This window comes from Serratia sp. Sp408, assembly GCF_057180665.1.
In genome coordinates, this window is the sequence record NZ_JBXUFT010000001.1 from 185,267 (window position 1) to 210,018 (window position 24,752).

General features: G+C 54.7%; 22 protein-coding genes. 10 read left to right on the top strand and 12 right to left on the bottom strand.

Annotated elements, in window-relative coordinates:
* Nucleotides 1–11: 11 nt before the first annotated feature.
* Nucleotides 12–608, bottom strand: a complete 597-nt coding sequence (yajL, locus tag AC2AXP_RS00925) for a protein deglycase YajL (RefSeq protein ID WP_233092331.1) — start codon at nt 606–608, stop codon at nt 12–14.
* Entirely contained in the window at nt 577–1,482 is a 906-nt protein-coding gene (gene panE / locus AC2AXP_RS00930; RefSeq protein ID WP_039991051.1) for a 2-dehydropantoate 2-reductase, read from the bottom strand. Before panE ends, yajL begins: the two co-directional genes overlap by 32 nt.
* Nucleotides 1,483–1,661: 179 nt before the next feature.
* Between panE and AC2AXP_RS00935 the strand changes: the two genes are divergently transcribed.
* The gene (locus AC2AXP_RS00935; RefSeq protein ID WP_004954641.1) at nt 1,662–2,153 is read left to right on the top strand and encodes a YajQ family cyclic di-GMP-binding protein; all 492 of its coding nucleotides are present in this window, start codon (nt 1,662–1,664) and stop codon (nt 2,151–2,153) included.
* 68 nt (nt 2,154–2,221) lie between these two features.
* Here the strand turns inward: AC2AXP_RS00935 and AC2AXP_RS00940 are convergent, their stop codons facing one another.
* The 8 genes from AC2AXP_RS00940 to AC2AXP_RS00975 form a co-directional block, all read right to left on the bottom strand.
* Entirely contained in the window at nt 2,222–3,586 is a 1,365-nt protein-coding gene (locus tag AC2AXP_RS00940) for an MFS transporter (RefSeq protein WP_039991050.1), read from the bottom strand.
* A 191-nt stretch (nt 3,587–3,777) separates the two neighbouring features.
* Nucleotides 3,778–4,668, bottom strand: a complete 891-nt coding sequence (gene cyoE, locus AC2AXP_RS00945) for a heme o synthase (protein WP_004954635.1) — start codon at nt 4,666–4,668, stop codon at nt 3,778–3,780.
* Nucleotides 4,669–4,685: 17 nt separating this feature from the next.
* Nucleotides 4,686–5,024 carry a cytochrome o ubiquinol oxidase subunit IV gene (locus AC2AXP_RS00950; RefSeq protein WP_004954632.1) on the bottom strand — a complete coding sequence of 113 codons (339 nt, stop codon included), beginning with the start codon at nt 5,022–5,024 and terminating at the stop codon, nt 4,686–4,688.
* On the bottom strand, nt 5,024–5,638 hold the full coding sequence (locus tag AC2AXP_RS00955; protein ID WP_004954628.1) for a cytochrome o ubiquinol oxidase subunit III: 615 nt from the start codon (nt 5,636–5,638) through the stop codon (nt 5,024–5,026). The genes AC2AXP_RS00950 and AC2AXP_RS00955 overlap by 1 nt, the downstream gene beginning before the upstream one ends.
* Entirely contained in the window at nt 5,628–7,619 is a 1,992-nt protein-coding gene (gene cyoB, locus AC2AXP_RS00960) for a cytochrome o ubiquinol oxidase subunit I (protein WP_039991049.1), read from the bottom strand. The genes AC2AXP_RS00955 and cyoB overlap by 11 nt, the downstream gene beginning before the upstream one ends.
* 4 nt (nt 7,620–7,623) lie before the next feature.
* On the bottom strand, nt 7,624–8,577 hold the full coding sequence (cyoA, locus tag AC2AXP_RS00965) for a cytochrome o ubiquinol oxidase subunit II (RefSeq protein ID WP_004954621.1): 954 nt from the start codon (nt 8,575–8,577) through the stop codon (nt 7,624–7,626).
* Between the two features lie 439 nt (nt 8,578–9,016).
* Nucleotides 9,017–10,495, bottom strand: a complete 1,479-nt coding sequence (gene ampG / locus AC2AXP_RS00970; protein ID WP_484381375.1) for a muropeptide MFS transporter AmpG — start codon at nt 10,493–10,495, stop codon at nt 9,017–9,019.
* A 53-nt stretch (nt 10,496–10,548) separates the two neighbouring features.
* Nucleotides 10,549–11,127, bottom strand: a complete 579-nt coding sequence (locus AC2AXP_RS00975; protein WP_004954616.1) for a lipoprotein — start codon at nt 11,125–11,127, stop codon at nt 10,549–10,551.
* Nucleotides 11,128–11,439: 312 nt separating this feature from the next.
* Here AC2AXP_RS00975 and bolA point away from each other — a divergent pair, with 312 nt between their 5' ends.
* The 9 genes from bolA (at nt 11,440) to AC2AXP_RS01020 (ending at nt 22,201) form a co-directional block, all read left to right on the top strand.
* Complete coding sequence (gene bolA, locus AC2AXP_RS00980; protein ID WP_004954613.1) at nt 11,440–11,754, top strand: transcriptional regulator BolA; 315 nt, start codon at nt 11,440–11,442, stop codon at nt 11,752–11,754.
* Between the two features lie 363 nt (nt 11,755–12,117).
* Nucleotides 12,118–13,422, top strand: a complete 1,305-nt coding sequence (gene tig / locus AC2AXP_RS00985) for a trigger factor (protein ID WP_004954610.1) — start codon at nt 12,118–12,120, stop codon at nt 13,420–13,422.
* Between the two features lie 401 nt (nt 13,423–13,823).
* Nucleotides 13,824–14,447 carry an ATP-dependent Clp endopeptidase proteolytic subunit ClpP gene (gene clpP, locus AC2AXP_RS00990; protein ID WP_004954607.1) on the top strand — a complete coding sequence of 208 codons (624 nt, stop codon included), beginning with the start codon at nt 13,824–13,826 and terminating at the stop codon, nt 14,445–14,447.
* Nucleotides 14,448–14,608: 161 nt separating this feature from the next.
* The gene (gene clpX / locus AC2AXP_RS00995) at nt 14,609–15,880 is read left to right on the top strand and encodes an ATP-dependent protease ATP-binding subunit ClpX (protein ID WP_039991048.1); all 1,272 of its coding nucleotides are present in this window, start codon (nt 14,609–14,611) and stop codon (nt 15,878–15,880) included.
* Between the two features lie 193 nt (nt 15,881–16,073).
* Nucleotides 16,074–18,428: an endopeptidase La gene (lon, locus tag AC2AXP_RS01000; protein ID WP_004954602.1), complete on the top strand. Its 2,355-nt coding sequence runs from the start codon at nt 16,074–16,076 to the stop codon at nt 18,426–18,428.
* A gap of 214 nt (nt 18,429–18,642) precedes the next feature.
* A complete protein-coding gene (hupB, locus tag AC2AXP_RS01005; protein ID WP_004954599.1) occupies nt 18,643–18,915 on the top strand; it encodes a nucleoid-associated protein HU-beta in 273 nt (90 codons plus the stop codon).
* Between the two features lie 296 nt (nt 18,916–19,211).
* On the top strand, nt 19,212–21,095 hold the full coding sequence (gene ppiD, locus AC2AXP_RS01010; RefSeq protein ID WP_004954596.1) for a peptidylprolyl isomerase: 1,884 nt from the start codon (nt 19,212–19,214) through the stop codon (nt 21,093–21,095).
* A gap of 139 nt (nt 21,096–21,234) precedes the next feature.
* Nucleotides 21,235–21,612, top strand: coding sequence for a ComEA family DNA-binding protein (locus tag AC2AXP_RS01015; protein ID WP_004954594.1), 378 nt, complete (start codon nt 21,235–21,237; stop codon nt 21,610–21,612).
* A 157-nt stretch (nt 21,613–21,769) separates the two neighbouring features.
* Nucleotides 21,770–22,201, top strand: coding sequence for a YbgC/FadM family acyl-CoA thioesterase (locus AC2AXP_RS01020; RefSeq protein WP_004954593.1), 432 nt, complete (start codon nt 21,770–21,772; stop codon nt 22,199–22,201).
* Nucleotides 22,202–22,219: 18 nt separating this feature from the next.
* Here the strand turns inward: AC2AXP_RS01020 and queC are convergent, their stop codons facing one another.
* The gene (gene queC, locus AC2AXP_RS01025; protein ID WP_484381376.1) at nt 22,220–22,918 is read right to left on the bottom strand and encodes a 7-cyano-7-deazaguanine synthase QueC; all 699 of its coding nucleotides are present in this window, start codon (nt 22,916–22,918) and stop codon (nt 22,220–22,222) included.
* Between the two features lie 108 nt (nt 22,919–23,026).
* Nucleotides 23,027–24,727 carry an SgrR family transcriptional regulator gene (locus tag AC2AXP_RS01030; protein WP_484381377.1) on the bottom strand — a complete coding sequence of 567 codons (1,701 nt, stop codon included), beginning with the start codon at nt 24,725–24,727 and terminating at the stop codon, nt 23,027–23,029.
* Between the last annotated feature and the right edge of the window lie 25 nt (nt 24,728–24,752).

Genomic DNA, 24,752 nt, shown 5'->3' on the forward strand with positions numbered 1-24,752 from the left:
GGCCATCTGGCCTAATTTTCTTCGCCGTCGCGGTAATCGTACATCCCTGGGATCAATACCAGCTGTGCGGCTACTTCAGCCGCTTTGGCTTTCCCCAACAGCAGGTCGATCAATTTCAGGCTGAACTCCATGGCGGTACCGGGACCTTGGCTGGTCAGCAACTTTACCCGTGCGTCATACACCACGCGGCGTTCCATCCATTTATCTTGCGGGATTTGCTGTTTCAAACCAGGAAAGCCGGTCATATTCCCGACCGGGAACAGATCGTGATGCTGTAAAACCAGCGCTGGTGCGGCGCAAATGGCAGCAACGTACTTACCTTGTAAATGCATTTGCCGCACTTTTTCTACCAGTAGCGGGCTGTCACGGAAACACTCTGCGCCTTTGACTCCGCCGGGCAGCACGATAGCGTCAAATGGCTGGTCAACAATAGCTACCAGTGGGGCATCCGCCAGCAGCTTTACACCGCGTGAACAGACAATGGTCAGATCGCCATCGCTGGCTACGCTGGCGGTCGTGACGTCAATGCCGGCGCGAACCAGCAAGTCGATGGCGGTGACGGCTTCGGTTTCTTCGCTACCAGGCGCCAGACAGACCAATACGTTCATAAACACTTTCCTTTCGCTTAATCAAATCAAACAGCCGGGCATTTTCCTCTAGGATAAGGCCGTGGCTGCGCGCCCGACGCAGTAGATAACCGGTAATGTAATCGATCTCGGTGTGCCGTTGGGCGCGGATGTCCTGCAACATCGAAGAAATATTATCCGCTGTACTTTCAATGACCTGCATGACGTAATACTGCAAACCTTCGCATGAGGTATGGTGTCCTTCCATTTCCATGACGCTGGAAACCTCGCGACAAATCGCCGTTATCTGCGCCGGGTATTGCACTAAATCGCCATTGCGGCAGTCATACAGCGCAGTGAGCGGATTAATGACACAGTTTACCGCCAGTTTTTGCCAGTTGGCGGCGGCAATATTATTGTGCCAGGCGACGTCTGGCAGCGCCTGATGCAATACTTCCGCCAAATGACTGAGCTGGGTGGCCGCCGGGCTGGTTGGGCCAATATGGGTGGTACCATTGGCGACATGAATAATGGTATTGCCATCGTGGCGTGCGGCGTGGGTGGTGGTGCCTTGCAGCATCGGCTGCTGCGTGGCCGGTAGCTCATCTTGCGTACCCATGCCGTTGTGCAATAACAAAATGGCGCACTGCGGATTCAGCTTGGGCAATAGCGAGCTGACCGCGCCAGAAACCTGCCAGGCTTTGAGCGTCACCAGCAGCAATTCGCTCTGGCTCAGGTGTTCGGGATCGTTGGTAGGCAAATTGCGATTAAAGGAATTGCCCTCTGGCTCGATGACGTTAACCGCGCAAAACGGCTGCGGAACGCGTAACCATCCCTGCACATCATGGCCTTGCTGATAAAGCCGCGCAAGCCACAGTTGCCCGAGTGCACCGCAACCAAGAATTGTTATTTTCATCCAGCCTCCTTGGAGTAACGGCGGTTTTCCCGCGCATATATCAGGTTTATTATAGACTTTTCCGTTGTGATTCGGGGGCTGAGCGTGGCATTGGCGTTTTGCCTGAGCCAGTAAAGCGGGTATCATGCTCGCCATCGAAATCGCCCGCTCAATTGGGCTTTAATTCAGGAGGAAGAAGTATGCCATCTTTCGACATCGTTTCCGAAATTGATATGCAGGAAGTACGCAACGCCGTGGAGAACGCGACCCGCGATCTTGGCACCCGTTGGGATTTTCGCAATGTTCCGGCCAGCTTCGAGCTTAACGAAAAAAATGAAACTATCAAGGTAGCCAGCGAGTCTGATTTCCAAGTGAATCAGCTGGTTGATATTTTACGTGAAAAACTGGCCAAACGCGGTATAGAAGGTGCGGCGCTGGAGATCCCTGAAGAGATGGAGCACAGCGGCAAAACCTATAGCGTTAACGCCAAATTGAAGCAGGGTATTGAAACCACGCTGGCGAAGAAGATCGTGAAACTGATCAAAGACAGCAAGCTGAAGGTTCAGGCGCAGATCCAGGGCGAAGAGGTGCGGGTGACCGGTAAATCGCGTGACGACCTGCAAAGCGTTATGGCACTGGTGCGCGGTGGGGATTTGGGGCAGCCGTTCCAGTTCAAGAATTTCCGCGACTGACATTGTCGCGGCGGTGATTGTACGGCATCAGAAAGCTACAGACCGGCATGGCCCGGTCTGTGTTTGCTCTAGAGCGCGTTGACCAGCGCTTCTAGCCGGCCGCGATCGGTCTGTTTGGTATCAATCTTCACGTAGGCACTGCGTTCCTCTGGCACCACAACCACATCAGCAACTCCCGGCTGAGCTTTCAAACGGCTTTCCAGCGCCGAATCCTTGACGGCCAGTTCGGAGAGCGTAATGCGCAGGCTGCTGACGTAAGGCGGTTCCTTCATGGTGCTGCTGACAACAAACCAGACGGCGGCAATCACCGCGCCAGCGATGAACACCGCGCCAGCGCCCTGTAGCCCATACAGCCAGCCGCCGAGACTGCCGCCAATCGCCACACCGATAAACTGGCTGGTGGAATATACGCCCATTGCCGTTCCTTTGTAGCCCGCCGGTGATTCCTTGCTGATCAACGACGGCAAAATGGCTTCCATCACGTTAAACGCCATAAAGAACAGCTGCACGCCAGCGATAATGCCCCACAGGTGCTGGCCGGAGAACCACAGTAGCACTTCAGCGCAGAACAGTACCGCCACGCAACCCATGAATACCTGTTTCATGCGGCGCTTCATTTCGGCATAAATGATAAACGGCACCACCGCGGCGAACGACACCAACATGGTAACCAGGTACACCATCCAGTGCTGGCTGGCGGCCAATCCGGCTTTTTCCATCGCCAGCGGCAGCGCGACAAAGCTCGACATCAGCAGAATATGCAGGCACATAATGCCAAAATTCAGCTTCAGCAGGCGTGAGTTGCTCAGCACCTTGCTAAAGCTGCCGCGCACGATGCCCGATTCGCGATTCAATATGTGACTGTCAGCCGACGGCACCACCGCCAGCGTGATGACAATGCCGGCCAGCGCCAACGCGGCGATCATCCAGAACAGCGCATGCAGACCCAGCGAATGGGTGACGATCGGGCCGAGCACCATGGCGATAGCGAAGGTAATGCCAAAGCTGATGCCGATAAACGCCATCGCCTTGGTGCGGTTCTGCTCGCGCGTCAGATCCGATAATAATGCCATGACCGCGGCGGCAATCGCCCCCGAGCCTTGCAGCGCACGACCGATAATAATGCCCCAGATCGAATCGCTGACTGCGGCGATCGCGCTGCCCAGCGCGAAGATCAGCAGGCCGCCGACGATCAACGGTTTGCGGCCAATACGGTCGGACACCAAACCGAACGGGATTTGGAAAATGGCCTGCGCCAGGCCATAAATACCGATGGCGATGCCGATCAACGCCTCGCTGGCGCCATTCAGCGCCATGCCGTAGGTGGTGAGAACCGGCAGCACCATAAACATGCCCAGCATGCGTAATGAAAATACTGTCCCTAGTCCCCAAGTCGCTCGGCGTTCCAGCGGCGTCATTGTGTTATCGTTCATGCACCATCAAACCTCAATAAAAACCATTCCGTCAGACTCTGAACGACAGCGTCTGACGGAATGGCCTCTGCAAAGATGCATCATTTTAAAGTGAAGGGCAGGGGGGGTAAACGTATTGTTGTTTAGCAGATATTACAGTTTGATCGATTTTCGACGAGACAAATAAAAAGGGCCGCTAAGCGGCCCTTTCGTTACCAAACGTAAGTCAGTAATGCGTCCGGTGAGGCGGTAGCGCTGAAGTCAATTGACATCATCACGCTCAACGAAGTGATGGCAACGATTGAGAACACAAACAGTTTGCGTGCCCAAATGCTGTCATTTTCGGTTTTGTAACCGCGCAGGGCCATGCCCAGCCACCATACGCTGACGGCTGCCGCCACCACCAGGTATTTATAACCGGCGTAACCGCTCAGGGTCAGCATCAGCGTGGCAATCATAAACGCCAGGATGTAGACCGTGATGTGGTTTTTCGCTACGGAAATACCTTTTACGACCGGCAATACCGGGATGTTGGCCGCCTGGTAATCTTTAAAGCGGAAGATGGCAATCGCATAAGAATGCGGCATCTGCCACAGGCTAAAGATAGCCAGCAGGATCAACGCACCGGCGTCGAACTCGTTGGTCACTGCGCAATAACCGATAACCGGTGGCGCAGCGCCGGACAGGCTGCCGATCAGGGTGCCGTAAACCGAGTGGCGTTTCATGTACAGGCTATAGACGCCGACATAAACTACGAAGCCCATCACCGCCAGCCACATGGCCAGCGGGTTGGCTGCGGTATACAGCAACGCAAAACCAGCAATACCCAGCGCGGTAGCGTAAACCAGAGTGACATTCGGCGCGATCAGGCCCTTTACCAGCACCCGATTCTTCGTTCTCTCCATTTTCTTGTCGATGTCGCGGTCAATGTAGTTGTTAAACACACAGCCCGAGGCGACAACCAACGAGACACCCACCAGGGTAGCGAGAAACAGGGGATAGTCGATGCTTCCTTTGGAAGCCAACAGGAATCCCCCAACGACAGAAATTAAATTGCCGAAAATAATTCCTGGTTTGGTTACTTGCAGGTATTGCTTAATCATCACGTGCAGCTCGGCTCTTAACTGACCATCATATTGATGTTGAGGTTGTACATAATCCAGAGTGAACCCACAACAACGATACCGATGATCATAGCGGTGAACAGCAATGCCACCAGGTTCCAGCGCTCTTCCGATGAGGTATTCATGTGCAGGAAGTAAACCAGGTGAACAATCACCTGGATAACCGCCATGCCGACCACGACCGCCAGGATGGTAGCATGAGAGGCGGTGCCGCTCATGACCATCGAGAATGGAATTACCGTCAGGATGACCGACAGAATAAAGCCGATCACATATGACTTAACGCTGCTGTGGCTTGCGCCGCCGTGAGAGGTTTCATGGGATGAATGGCTCATTACATAACCCCCAGCAGGTAAACAACGGTAAATACGCAGATCCAGACCACGTCCAGGAAGTGCCAGAACAGGCTCAGGCACATCAGGCGAGTCTTGTTGGTTGACGTCAGGCCATGCTTGCTCACCTGAATCATCATGATGATGATCCAGACCAGACCGGCAGACACGTGCAGACCGTGAGTACCGACCAGCGCAAAGAAGCTGGACAGGAATGCACTGTGATCCGGGCCGAAGCCTTCGGCGATCAGGTGATGGAATTCATAGATTTCCATCGCCACGAAGCCGAGACCGAACAGGAAGGTCAGGAACAGCCAGGTATTGACGCTGCCCACTTTCCCTTTGTTCATGCCGATCATCGCCATACCGTAGGTGATGGAGCTGAACAGCAGCAGGAAAGTTTCAACCAGAACAAACTTCAGATCGAAGATGTCTTTGCCTGAGGGACCGCCAGCGGTCCCGTTCACCAGGACTGCATAAGTCGCGAACAAGCTCGCAAACAAAATACAGTCGCTCATCAGGTAGATCCAAAATCCGAAGACTTTGGTTTCTCCTGCATCGTGGTGCCCATGCTCTGCATGGGCTGCGTTATGGTTAGTCAGAGTATCAGTTGACATGTTTCACGCCTGCTTTGCTGATTTGTTCATAGTGTTGGTTTTCAATGTGCTCGATTTCGTCAACCTGCACATAGTAATCAACATCTTGGTCGAAGCTCTTGGCAATCCAGACTACGATCATGCCGATGAAGCCGGCCAGCGCCATCCACCAAATTTCCCAGATCATTGCGAAACCGAATATCAGGCTGAAGAAGGCGATGATAACGCCGGCGCCGGTATTCTTAGGCATATGGATCGGTTCGTATTTCGCCGGTTTCTTATACGCTTCGCCTTTTTCTTTCATGTCCCAGAATGCATCACGGTCGTGAATTTCTGGTACTACAGCGAAGTTATAGAATGGAGGTGGAGACGATGTCGCCCACTCCAGCGTACGGCCGCCCCATGGGTCACCGGTCAGGTCACGGTTCTGATCGCGGTCACGAACGCTGACGAAGATCTGAATCAACTGACACAGGATACCGCAGGCAATCAGTACCGCACCACCTGCAGCCACCAGCAGCAGAGGGTGGAACTCAGGGTTGATGTTCTGGCTGATACGACGGGTCATCCCCATAAAGCCCAGCGCATACAGCGGCATGAAGGCAACGAAGAAGCCGATGATCCAGAACCAGAAGGCACGTTTACCCCAGGTTTCGTTCAGCGTGAAGCCGAAGGATTTCGGGAACCAGTAGGTCAGGCCAGCAAAGCAACCGAACACCACACCGCCGATAATCACGTTATGGAAGTGCGCGATCAGGAACAGGCTGTTGTGCAGTACGAAGTTGGCACCCGGAACGGCCAGCAGTACGCCGGTCATACCACCGATGGAGAAGGTGATGATGAAGCCGATGGTCCACAGCATTGCCGAGTTGAACTGAATGCGACCCTGATACATGGTGAACAGCCAGTTGAAGATTTTCACCCCGGTCGGGATGGAAATGATCATGGTGGCAATACCGAAGAAGGCGTTAACGTTCGCGCCGGACCCCATGGTGAAGAAGTGGTGCAGCCATACGATGAACGACAGCACGGTAATCGCGATGGTTGCCCACACCAGAGAGGTGTAGCCAAACAGGCGTTTCTTCGAGAAGGTCGCGGTAACTTCGGAGAACACACCGAACACCGGCAGAACCAGAATGTACACTTCCGGGTGGCCCCAGGCCCAAATCAGGTTGATGTACATCATCATGTTGCCGCCCATATCATTGGTAAAGAAATGGGTGCCCAGATAGCGATCCAGGGTCAGCAACGCAATGGTGACGGTCAGAATTGGGAATGAAACGATGATCAGCACGTTGGTACACAGCGCTGCCCAGGTGAACACCGGCATTTTCATCAGCGGCATGCCTGGGGCACGCATCTTCAGAATGGTGGCGAAGAAGTTCACACCGGTCAGCAAGGTACCCAGACCGGAAATCTGCAGACTCCAGATCCAGTAATCGACCCCGACGCCAGGACTGTACTCTTTGCCCGACAGTGGCGGATACGCCAACCAGCCGGTCTGTGCGAATTCACCGACCCCCAGGGAGATGTTGATCAGGACGACACCGACCACGAAGAACCAGAAGCTCAGGGAGTTCAGGAACGGGAAGGCAACGTCACGCGCACCGATTTGCAGCGGAACCACCACGTTCATCAGGCCGACCACGAAAGGCATCGCCATGAAGAAGATCATGATCACGCCGTGGGCGGTGAAGATCTGGTCGTAGTGGTGCGGCGGCAGGAATCCGGCCTCGCCGGCGGACGCAAGCGCCTGCTGGCTACGCATCATGATGGCATCGGCAAAACCGCGCAACAGCATGACCATCGCCACGATAATGTACATGATACCAATTTTTTTATGGTCAACGGAGGTCAGCCATTCGCTCCACAACCATTTCCATTTGCCCAAATATGTTAGCAGCGCCAGCAGTGCCAGGCCTCCAACGATAATTGCAGCAACGGTGACCATGATGATCGGTTCATGGTACGGAACCGCATCAAGCGTTAATTTTCCCAACATCAGATTATTCCTCGGCTCCGGCGTGAGCATGTTCGCCCATGTCCATACCCTGGTTCATGTCCATGCCTTCGTGTGCAGTAGTCACTGCGCTCTTGTGCGTGTGCATATCACCCATGAATTTGCCAATTGTTTCCTTGAACAAATTCGGTTTGACAGTGGAGAAGTACTCAACCGGGTTGTTTTCACTCGGCTCAGCCAGTTTGTTAAAGTCGTCGGTGGTATTAAGATTCTTGGAGGATTCTTTCACCTTGGCCACCCACTGATCGAAGTCGCCTTCGGTCGGCGTGACAATGGCGGTGAATTTCATTCCGGAGAACCCGCGACCGCTGAAGCTGCTGGAAATACCGTCGTATTTGCCCGCTTCGTTGCCGATCAGATGCAGTTTGGTCTGCATGCCGGCCATCGCATAAATCTGCCCACCTAACTGAGGAATAAAGAACGAGTTCATTACCGAGTTAGAGGTGATCTTGAATTCGACTGGAACATCCTTCGGGAAGGCCAGTTCATTTACCGTTGCGATACCCTGCTCCGGATAGATGAACAACCATTTCCAGTCCAGCGACACCACTTCAATGGTCATTGGCTTCTTGTCGGTGACAATCGGCTTGAATGGATCCAGTTCGTGGGTGGTTTTCCAGGTAATGGTGCCAAGGATGGCGATGATAATGATAGGAATGGTCCAGACGACCGCTTCGATCTTGTTGGAGTGTGACCAGTTAGGACTGTACTTGGCGTCTTTGTTGGAAGCACGGTACTTCCAGGCAAAGGCGAACGCCATGATAATAACTGGTATCACCACGATCAGCATCAAAGCGATCGCGGTGAGTATCAGTGTCCGTTGCTCAACACCTATTGCTCCTTTGGGATTCATCAGAACCATATCGCAACCACTGAGCATTACAGTGGATGCAATTAATGACAGCATCCCAATACTTTTATTGTATTTCTTAAGTCTCATCTAACGACCTCAATTACAAAGGCTCTATTGTCGTTTCATGTGTGCGGGCATTTTACGGGAAGGTTGCAGTACTGTAAACATGCTTAGGGTTGTGTCAGCGGCTTGTTGACACTTTCTGTTAAGGGGGTCACAGATGTAACGTTGCGTGACAATTTACCAATGGCAACAACGCGTTGGCGCGCTGAATCGTGACGAGTGACCTCTATGTTAAGGAAAAATAAAGGTAAGCTGTTTTAACGAGCAAAAACGGTTTTTTTTAAATGACAGGGAAAGGTTTATTTAATGTAAAATAAATGTGTATCAAAGGTGAATTTAATTTTATTTCCGAGTGCATTAGTCGGATAAAAAAATTATTTGCGCCGCAATTATATTTTTTTTGCAGAATTAATTCATCCTGCTTACGCTTTTTTGACGGCCGGCGGTTACGCCGGCCGTGGCGTCAGGCGAGCTGCGTACGGCGCAGCGCCAGATAGTCCAGCAGACTGCCCATGGCAATACCCAGCAGGCTCAGCGCAGCGCCGAGCTGTAAAACGCCGTCGGTCAGCACTGGCAGCACGCCCCAGCCCAGCGCACCAACGATCAACAGCAACAACCAGATACCCAGCAGTGAGCAACCGAGGGCCAGCAGGCGCAGCGCCCAGCGGTAGAGCTGGCGGAATTTGCTGCGTGGCATGAAGTGGTCGGTTTTTTGCGTGTATTCCAGCGTCTGGCGGCACACCGCCAGCAGCAGCAGTCCTGGCAGGGCGGCGGCAATGGAGAACAGATAGAACAACGGCCAGCCGTGCGCTTCGACAAACCAGCCGGCGATGGGGCCGACATAGACGCGACCGACGGCGGACAGCGCCGACAGCAGCGCAAACTGGGTGGCGGAGAACGATTTGTTGCACAGCGTCATCAGCAGCGCGACGAAGGCTGCGGTACCCATGCCGCCGCACAGGTTTTCCAGGAAGATGGCGCTACCCATGGTGATGATATTCTTGTCGGTAACCGCCAGGATCCAGTAGCCCAGGTTTGAAACGGCCTGCAGCAGGCCGAACAGCATCAGCGCGCGGAACAGGCTGAGGCGCTGCATCAATACGCCGCCAAACAGCGCGCCGACGATGGTGGCAAACAACCCAAGCGTTTTGTTGACCAAACCGACCTCACCGGCATCAAAGCCGACGCCGCGGATCAAAAAGGTGGTGCTGAGACTGCCGGCGAAGGCGTCGCCCATTTTGTACATTACGATCAGCAGCAGGATCAGCCAGGCATTGTTGCGCGCAAAAAAGTCGCGTAGCGGCGCGACCACTGCCTGTTCGAGGGTGCGTGGGGCGGCAATGCTGTCATCTGGCTCCGGCGCCCATAGCGTAGCGGCAATGCCGATCAGCATCAGACCGGCCATCAACCAGTAGGTCGATTGCCAGCCAAAATAGCGATCGGCCAGCCACAGCGCCAATCCACCGGAAACCAGCATCGCCAGCCGATAGCCCAGTACCGAAATCGCTGCGCCGGCACCTCGTTCTTCTGCCGCCAGCAAATCGGTTTTGTAGGCATCGAACACGATGTCCTGCGACGCAGAGCAAAACGCTACCAGTACTGCCAATGTTGCCAGCCACCACAGGTGTTGTGCCGGGTTCATAAAGCCCATCGCCACAATGGCCGCCACCAGCAGTAGCTGGCTGATCAGCAGCCAGCCACGCCGCCGGCCAAGGAACGGCGGCGTGTAGCGATCCATAAACGGCGACCAGAGGAATTTGAATACATAGGCCTGACCCACCAGCGAAAAAATGCCGATGGTCTTGAGATCGATATTCTCGACGGTCATCCAGGCTTGCAGGGTGCCGGAGGTGAGAGCCAGCGGCAAACCCGACGCAAAACCCAGTAGCAGCAGAACCACGGAGTTACGCTGGGTGAAGATATTAAAGTACTGTTTCGACATGAGATCCCTGTCTGTACTGCCCGGTCGCCCGGGCAATACTGGGCACTAACGCATTAACGTGCGTTCTGCTTGATAAAGTCGTTGACGCTGGTGTCTTGCGCCATATCGGCGATGACGTCGCCCAGCACGGTGTTGACCGCATTGGTGATTTTGTCATTGGTCGCGGTGAACGCGCCCTGCACATTATAGGTTGAGCGGTAGTTCTTCACCTGCTTGTTGCCGTTTTTCGCCACTGCAATAATGGAGATGTCGGCTTTGGTGGTGATGTTATAACGCAGATTGCCTTCGGAAACGTCGGCATACAGGTTGTTGACGATGATTTGCAGGTCTACCGCGCCGTCCGGGCCGATCATGTAGCCGCGAGCGCCCATTTGTTTTTCCAGCACTTCTTGCAACAGGAAACGCAGATCGCGTGATGGCGTGAGGGTCACCAATTGGCCGTCGCGGTTCACTTTGGCCAGCGCCTGATCTTTACGCTGGTCAGCGCCGTTGATACTGATGGTCACGCCTTGCAGAGTCGGATCCTGCGTCGGCAGCACAATCTTTGGCGTAACGTTCAGGGTATTGCTGCTGGTAGCGCAACCGGCCAGCAGTAATGCGGCCAGGAAGGGAAGACAAAGTTTCTTTAACATAGTTACTGTCTCATTCTCGATGGAATAGTAATAATCTGAGCGGGATAGCCAACAATATATTGTTGACATCATAGCATCGCCGCCGGCCGGGGGAAGTGCTCAACGCGCCCGAGTGACAATTTTTTACCTACCGTTGATAAAAACATGCTTTTTTGCCGCTCTCAATCAGATAAACCCCAAGCAAAGGCCGGCGTTGGCTGTTTTTTCACCGCAAAGTGCAGAAATTTACGATAGGAATATTCTAACGGGGGCAAAACCGGCTAATATTGAACTAGATGGCATGGTCCTCTGCCGGTGTTGTAAGGAGATCCTATGATTCGCGAGCAAATAGAAGCAAAGTTAAGGGCGGCGTTCGAGCCCGCGTATCTGGAAGTGGTTGATGAAAGCTATCGTCATAACGTTCCGGCGGGTTCAGAAAGTCATTTCAAGGTGGTAATGGTCAGCGATCGCTTTCTCGGCGAACGTTTTCTGACTCGCCATCGTTCCATATATGGCGTATTGGCCGATGAACTGGCTGACGGCGTGCATGCGCTGGCGCTGCATACCTATACCCAGAAGGAATGGGAGGGCCTGCAGGACACCGTTCCTGCTTCGCCACCCTGTCGCGGGGCTGGGACCTTGGCCTGAAGCGTAAAAACTCAGGTATCAGTGGAACTTTAGCCTCGATCTAGGGTATTACTACTGACGAATTTTGAAACGGCCTACGGGCCGTTTCTGTTTTTGACGACGACGCGGCCCATACGAGATGCAACGCAGAAAGGTCGGCAACGGCGATTTTTTAGCGGAAATCGGTAAAAGTGTGAGTTTTAACGCGCATGCACCGTCTTGCTTTCCTCGACTCGCTCCGCATGCGCCGCTATAATGTCGCGTCTTATTTTTCGGAATGGTTTCGGGACGCTCTCGGCATCAGGGAACTCGGTTCTGTAATGCAGCCGTCCTGGTTCTTGGAACGGGGTTGACCGAGCACTGTGATATTTTTGAGGTAACAAGATGCAAGTTTCAGTAGAAACCACTCAAGGCCTTGGGCGCCGTCTCTCTATTACTGTACCCGCCGATACTATCAAGCAGGCAGTAAAAAAAGAGCTGATCAATGCAGCGAAAAGCGTGCGTATTGACGGTTTCCGTAAAGGCAAAGTGCCAATGAACATCGTTGAGCAGCGTTATGGCGCCTCTGTTCGTCAAGACGTGCTGGGCGACCTGATGCAGCGCAACTTCGTTGACGCGATCATCAAGGAAAAAATCAACCCGGCCGGCGCACCAAACTACGTGCCGGGCGAGTATAAAGAAGGCGAAGACTTCAATTTCTCCGTCGAGTTCGAAGTGTATCCGGAAGTCGAGCTGAAAGGCCTGGAAAGCATCGAAGTTGAAAAACCGGTAGTAGAAGTTAACGATGCCGATGTCGACACCATGCTGGACACCCTGCGCAAGCAGCAGGCGAGCTGGAAAGACACCGACCGCGCGGTAGCAGCTGAAGACCGCGTGACCGTTGACTTCAGCGGCTCTATCGACGGTGAAGAATTTGAAGGCGGCAAAGCGTCCGACTTCGTGCTGGCCATGGGCCAGGGCCGCATGATCCCAGGCTTCGAAGAAGGTCTGGTAGGTCATAAAGCCGGTGAAGAATTCACCATTGACGTCAACTTCCCGGAAGATTACCACGCTGAAAACCTGAAAGGGAAAGCAGCCAAGTTCGCCATCGTGCTGAAGAAAGTCGAAGAGCGCGAACTGCCTGAACTGACCGAAGAATTCATCAAGCGTTTCGGCGTGGCTGATGGTTCTGTTGCAGGTCTGCGCGCCGAAGTGCGTAAAAACATGGAGCGCGAGCTGAAAGGCGCGGTGCGTAACCGCATCAAGACTCAGGCGATCGACGGTCTGGTGAGCGCCAATGAAATCGACGTGCCGGCTGCGCTGATCGACGGCGAAATCGACGTGCTGCGTCGTCAGGCTGCACAGCGTTTCGGCGGTAACGAGAAGCAGGCGCTGGAACTGCCACGTGAACTGTTCGAAGAGCAGGCGAAGCGTCGCGTTGTCGTTGGTCTGCTGCTGGGCGAAGTGATCAGCACGCACGAACTGAAGGCTGACGAAGATCGCGTGAAAGCGCTGATCGAAGAAATGGCTTCCGCGTACGAAGATCCAAGCGAAGTGGTTGAGTTCTACAGCAAAAACAAAGAGCTGATGAACAACATGCGCAACGTTGCCCTGGAAGAGCAGGCGGTTGAAACGCTGCTGGCCAAAGCGAAGGTGACCGAGAAAGCCACTACCTTCAGCGAGCTGATGAACCAGACTCAACAGGCGTAATGTCTGAACCTTGGGGGCGGCGTGCCGAACCCCGGGTGTAATCTGAAAAAGCCCGTAACTTCGGTTACGGGCTTTTCTTTTTGCCACGTGGCTGATTAATCTCAGGTTAAGCGAGGCAATTTGCACTATATTTACCCTGTTGCCGGCGCTGATTGCTGGCATGATGGTGCCTGTGCGCGCGAAAGCTGCAGCTGGCGATCGCGGAAAGTTGCGCACCGGGCTTGAAATTTCGCCCGCTGCCCCCCAACTGGTATAAACCAGGGCTGTTTGCCGAGCACGGGATGATAACGACCGTCAGGGTCATGTGGCGCGAGTCGGATGCTTGAACGTAGTCAGCGTGGCTGTTCTCAAGTAGAATCGACAAACAATGGCGCCAAGGCAATTTCTATTAGGAGACGGTAATGTCATACAGTGGCGAACAAGATCAATTTGCACCTCACATGGCACTGGTGCCGATGGTGGTTGAGCAGACCTCACGCGGGGAGCGTTCTTACGACATCTATTCCCGCCTGCTGAAAGAGCGCATCATTTTCCTGACCGGCCAGGTTGAAGACCACATGGCCAACCTGATCGTGGCACAGATGCTGTTCCTTGAAGCGGAAAGCCCGGAAAAAGACATTTTCCTGTACATTAACTCGCCGGGCGGGGTGATCACTGCCGGTATGTCAATTTACGACACCATGCAATTTATCAAGCCTGATGTCAGCACTATCTGTATGGGCCAGGCATGCTCCATGGGGTCATTCCTGCTTACCGCCGGCACCAAGGGCAAACGTTTCTGCCTGCCAAATTCGCGGGTGATGATCCACCAGCCGCTGGGTGGCTATCAGGGGCAAGCGACGGATATCGAAATCCACGCGCGGGAAATTCTGAAGGTGAAAGCGCGCATGAACGAGCTGATGGCGCAGCACACCGGACAGTCGCTGGAGCAGATCGACCGTGATACCGAGCGCGATCGCTTTATGACTGCGGAAGAATCGGTAGAATACGGTCTGGTCGACGGCATTCTGACGCACCGCAGCTAGTAGCACGCGGCCGGCGAGCGTTAAGTGCGAGCCGATAGACTATAGTAAACAGAGCGGGGATAGCCCGTTCTGTACAGCATTATCGGCGTTCCCGGTATCAGTTTGGGCGCACTGCCGCCATGATTTTCCTGCGGGACAAAGACAAAAGAAGAGGTTTACTGATGACAGATAAGCGCAAAGACGGTTCAGGAAAGCTGCTGTACTGCTCTTTCTGCGGCAAAAGCCAGCATGAAGTGCGTAAGCTGATTGCCGGTCCGTCAGTGTATATCTGCGATGAATGTGTTGACCTGTGTAACGACATTATTCGCGAAGAGATTAAAGAAGTTGCCCCGCATCGTGAGCGCAGTGCGCTGCCGACGCCGCACGAAATCCGCCACCACCTGGATGATTATGTTATCGGCCAGGAGCAGGCGAAGAAAGTGCTGGCGGTTGCGGTGTACAACCACTACAAACGTCTGCGCAACGGCGATACCAGCAACGGCATCGAGTTGGGCAAGAGCAACATCCTGCTGATTGGCCCGACCGGTAGCGGTAAAACGCTGCTGGCTGAAACGCTGGCGCGTTTCCTGGATGTGCCATTTACCATGGCCGATGCCACCACGTTGACCGAAGCCGGTTACGTAGGTGAGGACGTGGAAAATATTATCCAGAAACTGTTGCAGAAATGTGATTATGACGTGCAGAAAGCGCAGCGCGGCATCGTTTACATTGATGAAATCGATAAGATTTCGCGCAAGTCCGATAATCCGTCGATTACCCGCGACGTGTCGGGTGAAGGCGTACAGCAGGCGTTGCTGAAGCTGATCGAAGGTACCATTGCCGCGGTTCCGCCGCAGGGTGGCCGCAAGCATCCGCAACAGGAATTCCTGCAGGTTGATACCTCCAAGATTCTGTTTATCTGCGGCGGTGCATTCGCCGGGTTGGACAAGGTGATTGGCCAGCGCGTGAATACCGGTTCCGGCATTGGCTTTGGCGCGACCGTGAAGGGCGAGGCAGAAAAAGCCACCGAAGGCGAACTGCTGTTGCAGGCAGAGCCGGAAGATCTGATCAAGTTTGGTTTGATCCCGGAATTCATCGGCCGTTTGCCGGTGGTAGCCACCCTGAGCGAACTGAGCGAAGACGCGCTGATTCAGATCCTGAAAGAGCCGAAGAACGCCCTGACCAAGCAGTATCAGGCGCTGTTCAATCTGGAAGGTGTCGAACTGGAGTTCCGTGACGAAGCGTTGAACGCCATTGCCAAGAAAGCCATGGCGCGTAAAACCGGCGCCCGTGGTCTGCGTTCGATTGTTGAAGGCGCGCTGCTGGACACCATGTACGATCTGCCGTCGATGGACAGCGTAGATAAAGTGGTGATCGACGAATCGGTGATTGCCGGCCAATCCAAACCGCTGTTGATTTACGGCAAGCCGGAAGCTCAGGCATCCGGTGAATAATTCGCCAGTCAAACCAGAAAGTTAATACAAAATGGGGGATTTTATCCCCCATTTCTTTTTCCTGCATTCTTGCCGTTGAATGTAAGAGATTCATCCCCATATACTCAATAACCAGATTTTATGAAACGTTTGATGCTTGCGTCTCATGAGAATCCCCTAAATCCTGGCGGAAATTAAACTAAGAGAGAGCTCTATGAACCCTGAGCGTTCCGAACGCATTGAAATCCCCGTCTTGCCGTTGCGCGACGTGGTGGTTTATCCGCATATGGTGATCCCGTTATTTGTTGGCCGGGAAAAATCGATTCGGTGCCTCGAAGCCGCAATGGATCACGATAAGAAGATCATGCTGGTGGCACAGAAAGAGGCCTCAACGGATGAACCTGGCATTAACGATCTGTTCTCGGTCGGCACCGTAGCGTCGATCCTGCAAATGCTGAAACTGCCCGACGGCACGGTAAAAGTGCTGGTGGAAGGCTTGCAGCGCGCGCGTATCACCACCCTGTCCGACAGCGGCGAGCATTTTGCCGCTCAGGCCGAATACCTTGAGTCGCCGGCGATCGACGAGCGTGAACAGGAAGTGCTGGTACGCACGGCAATCAATCAGTTTGAAGGCTACATCAAACTGAACAAGAAAATTCCCCCGGAGGTGCTGACGTCACTGAACAGCATCGACGACGCTGCGCGCCTGGCGGACACCATTGCCGCGCATATGCCGCTGAAGCTCAGCGACAAGCAATCGGTGCTGGAAATGTTTGACATCACCGAGCGCCTCGAATACCTGATGGCGATGATGGAGTCGGAAATCGATCTGTTGCAGGTCGAAAAACGCATCCGTAATCGCGTCAAGAAGCAAATGGAAAAGAGCCAGCGCGAGTACTATCTGAATGAGCAGATGAAGGCCATTCAGAAAGAACTGGGTGAGATGGACGACGCGCCGGACGAGCACGAAGCGCTGAAGCGCAAGATCGACGCGGCAAAAATGCCGAAAGAAGCGCGTGAGAAAACCGAAGCCGAACTGCAAAAGCTGAAAATGATGTCGCCGATGTCGGCGGAAGCGACCGTGGTACGCGGTTATATCGACTGGATGTTGCAGGTACCGTGGAACGCGCGCAGCAAGGTGAAGAAAGATCTGGTCAAGGCGCAAGAAGTGCTGGATACCGATCACTACGGCCTGGAGCGGGTCAAGGATCGCATCCTTGAGTATCTTGCAGTGCAAAGTCGCGTCAGCAAAATCAAGGGGCCGATCCTGTGCCTGGTGGGGCCACCAGGGGTGGGTAAAACCTCGTTGGGGCAATCCATCGCTCGCGCTACCGGTCGTCAGTACGTGCGTATGGCGCTGGGTGGCGTGCGTGACGAAGCGGAAATCCGCGGTCACCGTCGTACCTACATCGGTTCGATGCCGGGCAAGCTGATCCAGAAGATGGCCAAGGTCGGGGTGAGAAACCCGTTGTTCCTGCTGGACGAGATCGACAAGATGTCTTCCGACATGCGCGGCGATCCGGCTTCGGCGCTGCTTGAGGTGCTGGATCCGGAACAGAACGTGGCGTTCAACGACCACTATCTGGAAGTCGATTACGATCTGTCCGACGTGATGTTTGTCGCCACCTCGAACTCGATGAATATCCCGGCGCCATTGCTGGACCGTATGGAAGTGATCCGTCTGTCCGGTTATACCGAAGACGAGAAGCTGAACATCGCCAAACAGCACCTGCTGCCGAAGCAGATCGAACGTAACGCGTTGAAGAAAAACGAGCTGACGGTTGATGACAGCGCCATTATCGGCATTATCCGCTATTACACCCGCGAAGCCGGGGTGCGTAGCCTGGAGCGTGAAATCTCCAAGCTGTGCCGTAAAGCGGTGAAGACGCTGTTGATGGACAAGAAGATCAAGCACATCGAGATCAACGGTGACAACCTGAAAGACTATCTGGGCGTTCAGCGTGTGGATTATGGCCGTGCGGATACCGAAAACCGCATCGGTCAGGTCACCGGTCTGGCGTGGACGGAAGTCGGCGGCGATTTGCTGACGATTGAAACCGCCTGCGTACCGGGCAAGGGCAAGCTGACCTATACCGGCTCGCTGGGTGAAGTCATGCAAGAGTCGATTCAGGCTGCGTTGACGGTGGTGCGCGCGCGCGCCGACAAGCTGGGCATCAATGCGGATTTCTATGAAAAACGCGATATCCACGTGCATGTGCCGGAAGGTGCGACGCCGAAGGATGGTCCAAGCGCCGGTATTGCGATGTGTACCGCGCTGGTCTCTTGCCTGACCGGTAACCCGGTGCGTGCCGATGTGGCAATGACCGGCGAGATCACCTTGCGTGGTCAGGTGCTGCCAATCGGTGGCCTAAAGGAAAAACTGCTGGCAGCCCACCGCGGCGGTATCAAGACCGTATTGATTCCGTATGAGAACAAACGCGATCTTGAAGAGATCCCTGACAATGTTATTGCCGATCTTGAGATTCATCCGGTACAGAAAATCGATGAAGTTTTGAACATTGCGTTGCAGAACCCGGCCTTCGGTGCACAGCCGATCGCGGTAAAATAGTGACGTATAGCAAAATCCATTGATAAAACTTATGCTGGCAAGCCATTTCTGACTTGCCAGTATTTTTTTGTGCCGCTAAGTTAGACTACTGTTGGCCTGCGTTCTGTCCTATTGTGGGCACTTGCACAGGTTCGACGGGCTTGATATAACAGCTGCGCTGTCGCGCCGTAGGGATTTTTCGGCGCGACGATAGAATTCTAGAGGGGATGATAGAGTGAATAAGTCACAACTGATCGACAAAATTGCCGCAGGTGCTGATATTTCCAAAGCGGCAGCTGGACGTGCTTTAGATGCAATCATTGCATCCGTAACTGACTCCCTGAAGGAAGGGGATGATGTAGCTCTGGTTGGTTTCGGTTCTTTCACCGTGCGTGAGCGTTCTGCCCGCACCGGCCGTAATCCGCAGACCGGTAAAGAAATCAAAATCGCTGCTGCCAAAGTACCGGCTTTCCGTGCAGGTAAAGCGCTGAAAGACGCGGTAAACTGATTGCAGCGTCTAACCGGTTAGCGTCAATGGGTTTTGTGTCAAACAATCACCTGACGCAACGGAGTTGGTAAGGTAAGATACAAGGCGCATCGTTTGATGCGCTTTTTTTATTTTTGTCGCAGGGAACGCGCCTGCACAAGGGTTTTTAATCTATGCCCGGCAGCATCGGGTTGCAGCAAGACGGCAACGCTCCTTCGGCAGGTACGTGCAGTACCCGGTCGAGATAGGTGCAGGAGTCGGCGCGCCAGCAGTCTGACGCATAAAGGGAATACATCACAGCGGAGCGTTGTCACACTATGATGGACAATTTACGCGCGGCAGCTAACAACGTCGTGCTCAAAATAATCCTGGCCCTGATCATCTTGTCATTTGTATTGACCGGGGTGGGTAACTACCTGATCGGCGGTTCCGGCGATTATGCAGCGAAAGTAAATGGCCAGGTGATCGAACGCGCTCAGCTGGAGCAGGCCTTCCAGAGCGAACGTAGCCGTATGCAGCAGCAGTTGGGCGAACAGTTCTCTGCGCTGGCCGGTAATGAAGGTTACATGCAGCAGCTGCGCCAACAGGCGCTGTCACAGCTGATCGACAACATGCTGCTTGATCAGTACGCCAAGAAACTGGGTCTGAGCATCAGCGACGATCAGGTCAAGGATGCGATTCGCAAAGCGCCTTATTTCCAGACTAACGGCCAGTTCGATAACGCCAAGTATCTCGATCTGATCACCCGCATGGGGTACAGCGCCGACAACTATGCGCAGTCAATGCGCCAGCAACTGCTTAACCAGCAGGTGATCCAGGCGTTCGGCAACTCCGGCTTCGTCCTGCCGAGCGAGTCTGACGCGATGGCCGCGCTGGTATTGCAAGAGCGTGATGTGCGCCTGGCAACCATCGATCTGAATGCGTTGCAAGCCAAGCAGAACGTCAGCGATGACGAGCTCAAAGAGTATTACAACCAGAACAAGAACAGCTTCATTGCGCCAGAGCAGGTGGAAGTCAGCTATATCCCGATGGATGCCGCCGCGATGCAAAGCAAGATCACGGTAAACGATGCGGACATCAGCGCGTATTACGACCAGCACAAAAGCAGCTACGGCCAGCCGGAACGCAAGAACTACAGCGTCATCCAGCTGAAAACCGAAGCCGAAGCCAAGGCGGTGCTGGATGAGCTGAACAAAGGCGCCGACTTCGCCACGCTGGCAAAAGAGAAGTCCACCGACATCATCTCCAAACGCAACGGCGGCGAGCTGGGTTGGTTGGAGCCTGATACCACCGCAGACGAGCTGAAAGAAGCCAAACTGAGCGAAAAAGGCCAGCTTTCCGGCGTAGTGAAATCCTCGGTAGGCTACCTGATCGTACGCCTCAATGACGTTGAGCCGGAAAAGCTCAAGCCGTTGAGCGAAGTACGTGACAGCATCGCCGACAAGGTCAAGCAAGAGAAAGCGGTCGACGCCTATTATGCGTTGCAGCAAAAAGTCAGCGAAGCCGCTACCAATGACAACGAGTCGCTGGCGTCGGCAGAAGAAGCCGCAGGCGTAAAAGCTGCGAAAACCGCCTGGTTCACACGGGATAACGTGCCGGCTGAACTGAACTTCAAACCGGTGGTGCAGGCGATCTTCGACGGCTCGCTGATCGGCGAAAACGGTAGTCCGGGTAGCAACTCGGATGTGATCAACGTTGAGGGCGATCGCGCCTTTGTTATTCGCGTCTCGGGTCACAAGCCGGAAGGCGTTGAACCATTTGACAAGGTAAAGGATCACGTTGCCGAGCTGGTTAAGCGCAACAAGGCGGTGCAGCAGGCCAAACTGCAGGGCGAGAAGCTGCTGGTCGAACTGAAGCAGGGTAAGGGCGATGAGGCGTTGAAAGCGGCCGGCCTGAGCTTTGGTGCCGTGCAGAAGATGGCGCGTGCGCCGGAAGATAGCCAACTGACCGAAAGCGTATTTGCCCTGCCGCACCCGCAGCAAGGCAAGCCGGTATACGGTATGTCACAGGATCGCCAGGACAACGTAGTGCTGATTGCCCTGGAGGCGGTGAAGCCAGGAACGCTGCCGGCTGATGAAATGAAAACCTTTGCCGGCAAAATGCAGGAAAGCGCGATCGGCGTAACCTTCGATTCGCTGCTGGCCAATCTGCGCAAAGAAGCCAAGATCAAAATGGGCGCCGCCGAACAACAGCCGCAATAACCCGCGCATTTTTCTGCAACCCGATGTAATCACCAAAGGCCGCTTTCGCGGCCTTTTCCATATTTAACATCCGTCGATTGCTGTCGCCGAGTATCTGCCGCAAGGTGACCGTGCTGTCAAATACAAGGAGGATACAGCAATGACATCAAACGAAATCAGTCAGGTTCAAGGTTATCGGCACAGCATCAAAACCCTGTTGGCAACCACGTTGTTGCTGCTGACGCTGGCGCCGGCGATGGCGGCGGAGAAACCGGCTGCGGGCCAAAAAGCCGCCACGACGGCCTCTGCGGCAAAAGCGCCGACGGCAGCCGCCGAGGTTGAAGCGACGGTAAGCATCAATCAGGCGGATGCGGAACAGTTGGCCAGCGTGCTCAATGGCGTTGGGTTGAAAAAGGCCGAGGCGATCGTGCGCTACCGCGAGCAGCATGGGCCGTTTACCGAAATTGACCAGTTACAGGAGGTGCCAGGCATAGGTTTGTCGTTGTTTGAACGTAATCGTGGCCGGCTGAAAATGTGATCCGGATCGCGGCCGCGTGGCAAAATATGCTGGCCGCCGCATTCCTCTGCTACATTTTTACAGGTCATACCAGTGTGTGACACATTCTCACATTGGCGGGGCGCAATCTATCGCCTCGCCTTATTTTGTTACCACCGGGCAGGAGCGAACGTGCATTATGCAAACCTTGATTAAAGTCCGCGGTTATCACCTTGATGTTTATCAACATGTTAATAACGCTCGCTATCTGGAGTTCCTGGAGGAGGCTCGCTGGGAATGGCTGGATAATCTGGATGCCTTCCGCTGGATGACGGAAAACAACATCGCCTTCATCGTGGTGAATATCAACATCAATTACCGCAAGCCGGCGGTGCTGGGTGACAGGTTGCGCATCGACAGCCGGATGGAACAGTTGAACGGCAAAAGCGGCGTGCTGAGCCAGAAGGTGACCCTGGAACCACAAGGTTCAGCGGTGGCGGATGCGCTGCTGACTTTTGTTTGCGTTGACTTGAAAACTCAGCGGGCGTTACCGATTGAAGGGGAGCTGCGTGAGCACCTGATGAGCCTGCAGCAGCCGGTAATCAACGCCACGGGCGATGGGCGGCTATGAGTGCCGCCCTTGCAGAGCTTAGATCAGCCCGGTTTTTTGCTTCAGGCTCGCCATGATGTCGGCTTGTCGGCTTTGATACTGCGTCAGGCCATTGGCGCGCAGGTGGCAGGCAGCGCATTCGCCACAGCCGTCGCCCTTGATGCCGTTATAGCAGGTCAGGGTATCCTGGCGTATGCGGTCAAGCTGATGGTAATAATCCGCCAGCGCCCAGGTTTCCTCCTTGTTAAGCCACATCAGCGGCGTTTCAAAACGAATATCGCGGGCGATGCCCAGCACGATGGCCTGATTGAGCGCCTTGACGAATTCGTCGCGACAGTCCGGATAACCGGAAAAGTCGGTTTCGCACACCCCGGTAATTACCGCTTCCGCTTCCACCTGATAGGCATAGATGGCTGCCAGTGTCAGGAACAGGATATTGCGGCCCGGTACGAAGGTGCTCGGCAGGCCGCCCTCGGTTTCGCTACCAAACGCCGGAACCGGAATGTTGTCGCGGGTCAGGCTGCTGATTGCCAGTTCGTTGAGCAAGCCGACGTCCAGGATCTTGTGGGCCTTGGCGCCGAGCGAGTGTGACAGTTCCTGAGCCACGTCAATCTCAGCGCGATGGCGCTGGCCGTAATCGAAGGTGATGCAGTGAACCTCGTCATACTGCTGCAAAGCCTGGATCAAGCAGGTCGTGGAGTCTTGTCCACCGCTGAATACCACTACGGCACGTCTCATAGAATTATTCCTTTGCTGCGGCCATTCCCGATACACATTCGGGCGGCCTGATAAAAGACATTGGTCAGCATTATGGTAGCAGAACTGATGGGCTGGGCGTAGCGGCGGTTACGCCACCGGCGGGGGCAACCAGGCCTGGCAAAAATCAAACCAGCCGTGAGCGGTGAGCGTGACGCCATGAATGCGTGGCGGCGCACTGACCTGATATTGATAATTGAACAGCGGAGTGATGATCGCCGTCTCCATCAATTGTTGATAATAAGACTGCATTGCGGCAAAGCGCCGCGACTCGTCCGGGTATTGCTGAATTTGCCGCAGCCTGTGCGTCTGCTGGCGGGCCGCGGACGGCGGCAAAATGGCCTGCCACAGCGCGTCCTGCCGCAGCCAGCTTTCCAAGGTTGCCTCCGGTGCTTCACCGATCAGATTATCGGCCAGCAGCAAATCGGCCTCGGCGATTTGTTCCGCGCTCTGCCAACGCTTACCGGAAAAATAACGGATCTCCAACTCACAGCCGTGTTCGGCCAATAGCGCTTTCAGCGCCTGGGTTACCGTCATCAGTTCCACCGGCGGGCGATACAGCAGCGTGAGTTTTGGTGGCAACGCCAGGTTTTTAGCGGCCGAGTGCTGCGGAATGGCCCAGCCAGGCAGCATTTCCTGGCTGGGGGTGATGACGCCATTGGGGATCGGCAGGTTGGCCAGCAGGCCAGACTGCTGGATCAGCATCAGCAGCTTCTTGCCCTGGGCCTGGCTGAGTGCGCCGCGTCGCAGGTTGAGCGCCAGATAACACCAGCCGAGGCTCATGCTGCGTTGTACCGGTCGGGCAAAGGGCAGTTCCTCCTGCTGGCCAATGGTGATGCGTACCGGATGCTGACAACTGGCGTCGCCGCCGGCCGCCAGCGCCGGTGTGATCCAGTATTCGATACTCTCCAGGTACGGGTGCTGCAAATGATAATACGGGTGCTGTTCCAACCGTACCAGGTGCGGTTCGTTCAGCGTCAGCTTGAACGCGCCGGCGCCGAGCGTAGCATTTTCCGGGTGGGTCATCAGGCAGGGCAAGTCGGCCAATCGATGCGCCAGCCAATAATCCGGCGTATGCAGATCGAACTGGATGCATAACGCATGTGGCAGAGCGATCGCGGCGACGCTTGCCAGACTCGGCATGCTGCGCGGGTGCGAGCGCAGTTTTTCCAGGGTCTGCAATAGTTGCTGGCCGCTGAGCGGTTCGCCGTTATGCCAACGCAATTGACTACGCAGAAAAAACTGCCAACGCAGGCCATCGGGGCTGATTTGCCAGTGGTGCGCCAGATCCGGCTGTGGAAGCCGGTTGCCGGTCGTAAAGCGAGTCAAGCCGGCGTGCAGAGTGGAAACCAGATGCTGTTCCGCGCGACCGGTGAGCGACAACGGATCCAGCGATTCCAATCGCCGATAATAAGGGATACGCAACGTTGGGCTATCCGCCTGCCATTGCCCGCCGAGGTGCGGGCTCAGCACCTCCTGCAGATGTTGCGGATCCAATCGAACCAGCGCCAGCGCGCCTTGATGATCGCCTTGCTGTAATAGGCGTTGTAACAGTGCGCTGCGCAGCTCGTCCGGCATTTTCAGACACTGCAGGCTGGCGCGTTTGCCGCGACCGGCCTGTGAATGCCAACTCAGCCAGCCCTGGTGCTGCATTTGCTGCACCAGGGTGCGTGCGTGTCGTTCACTGCAATAAAACAACGCCGCCAGCTGCGCCATGGTCATCAATACCGGTTCGCTACCGAGTTGTTGATACAGGCGTTGATACTGGCCAAGACGGTGAATCAGGCGCATGGCATCCCCTCGTTATTCCATGCTG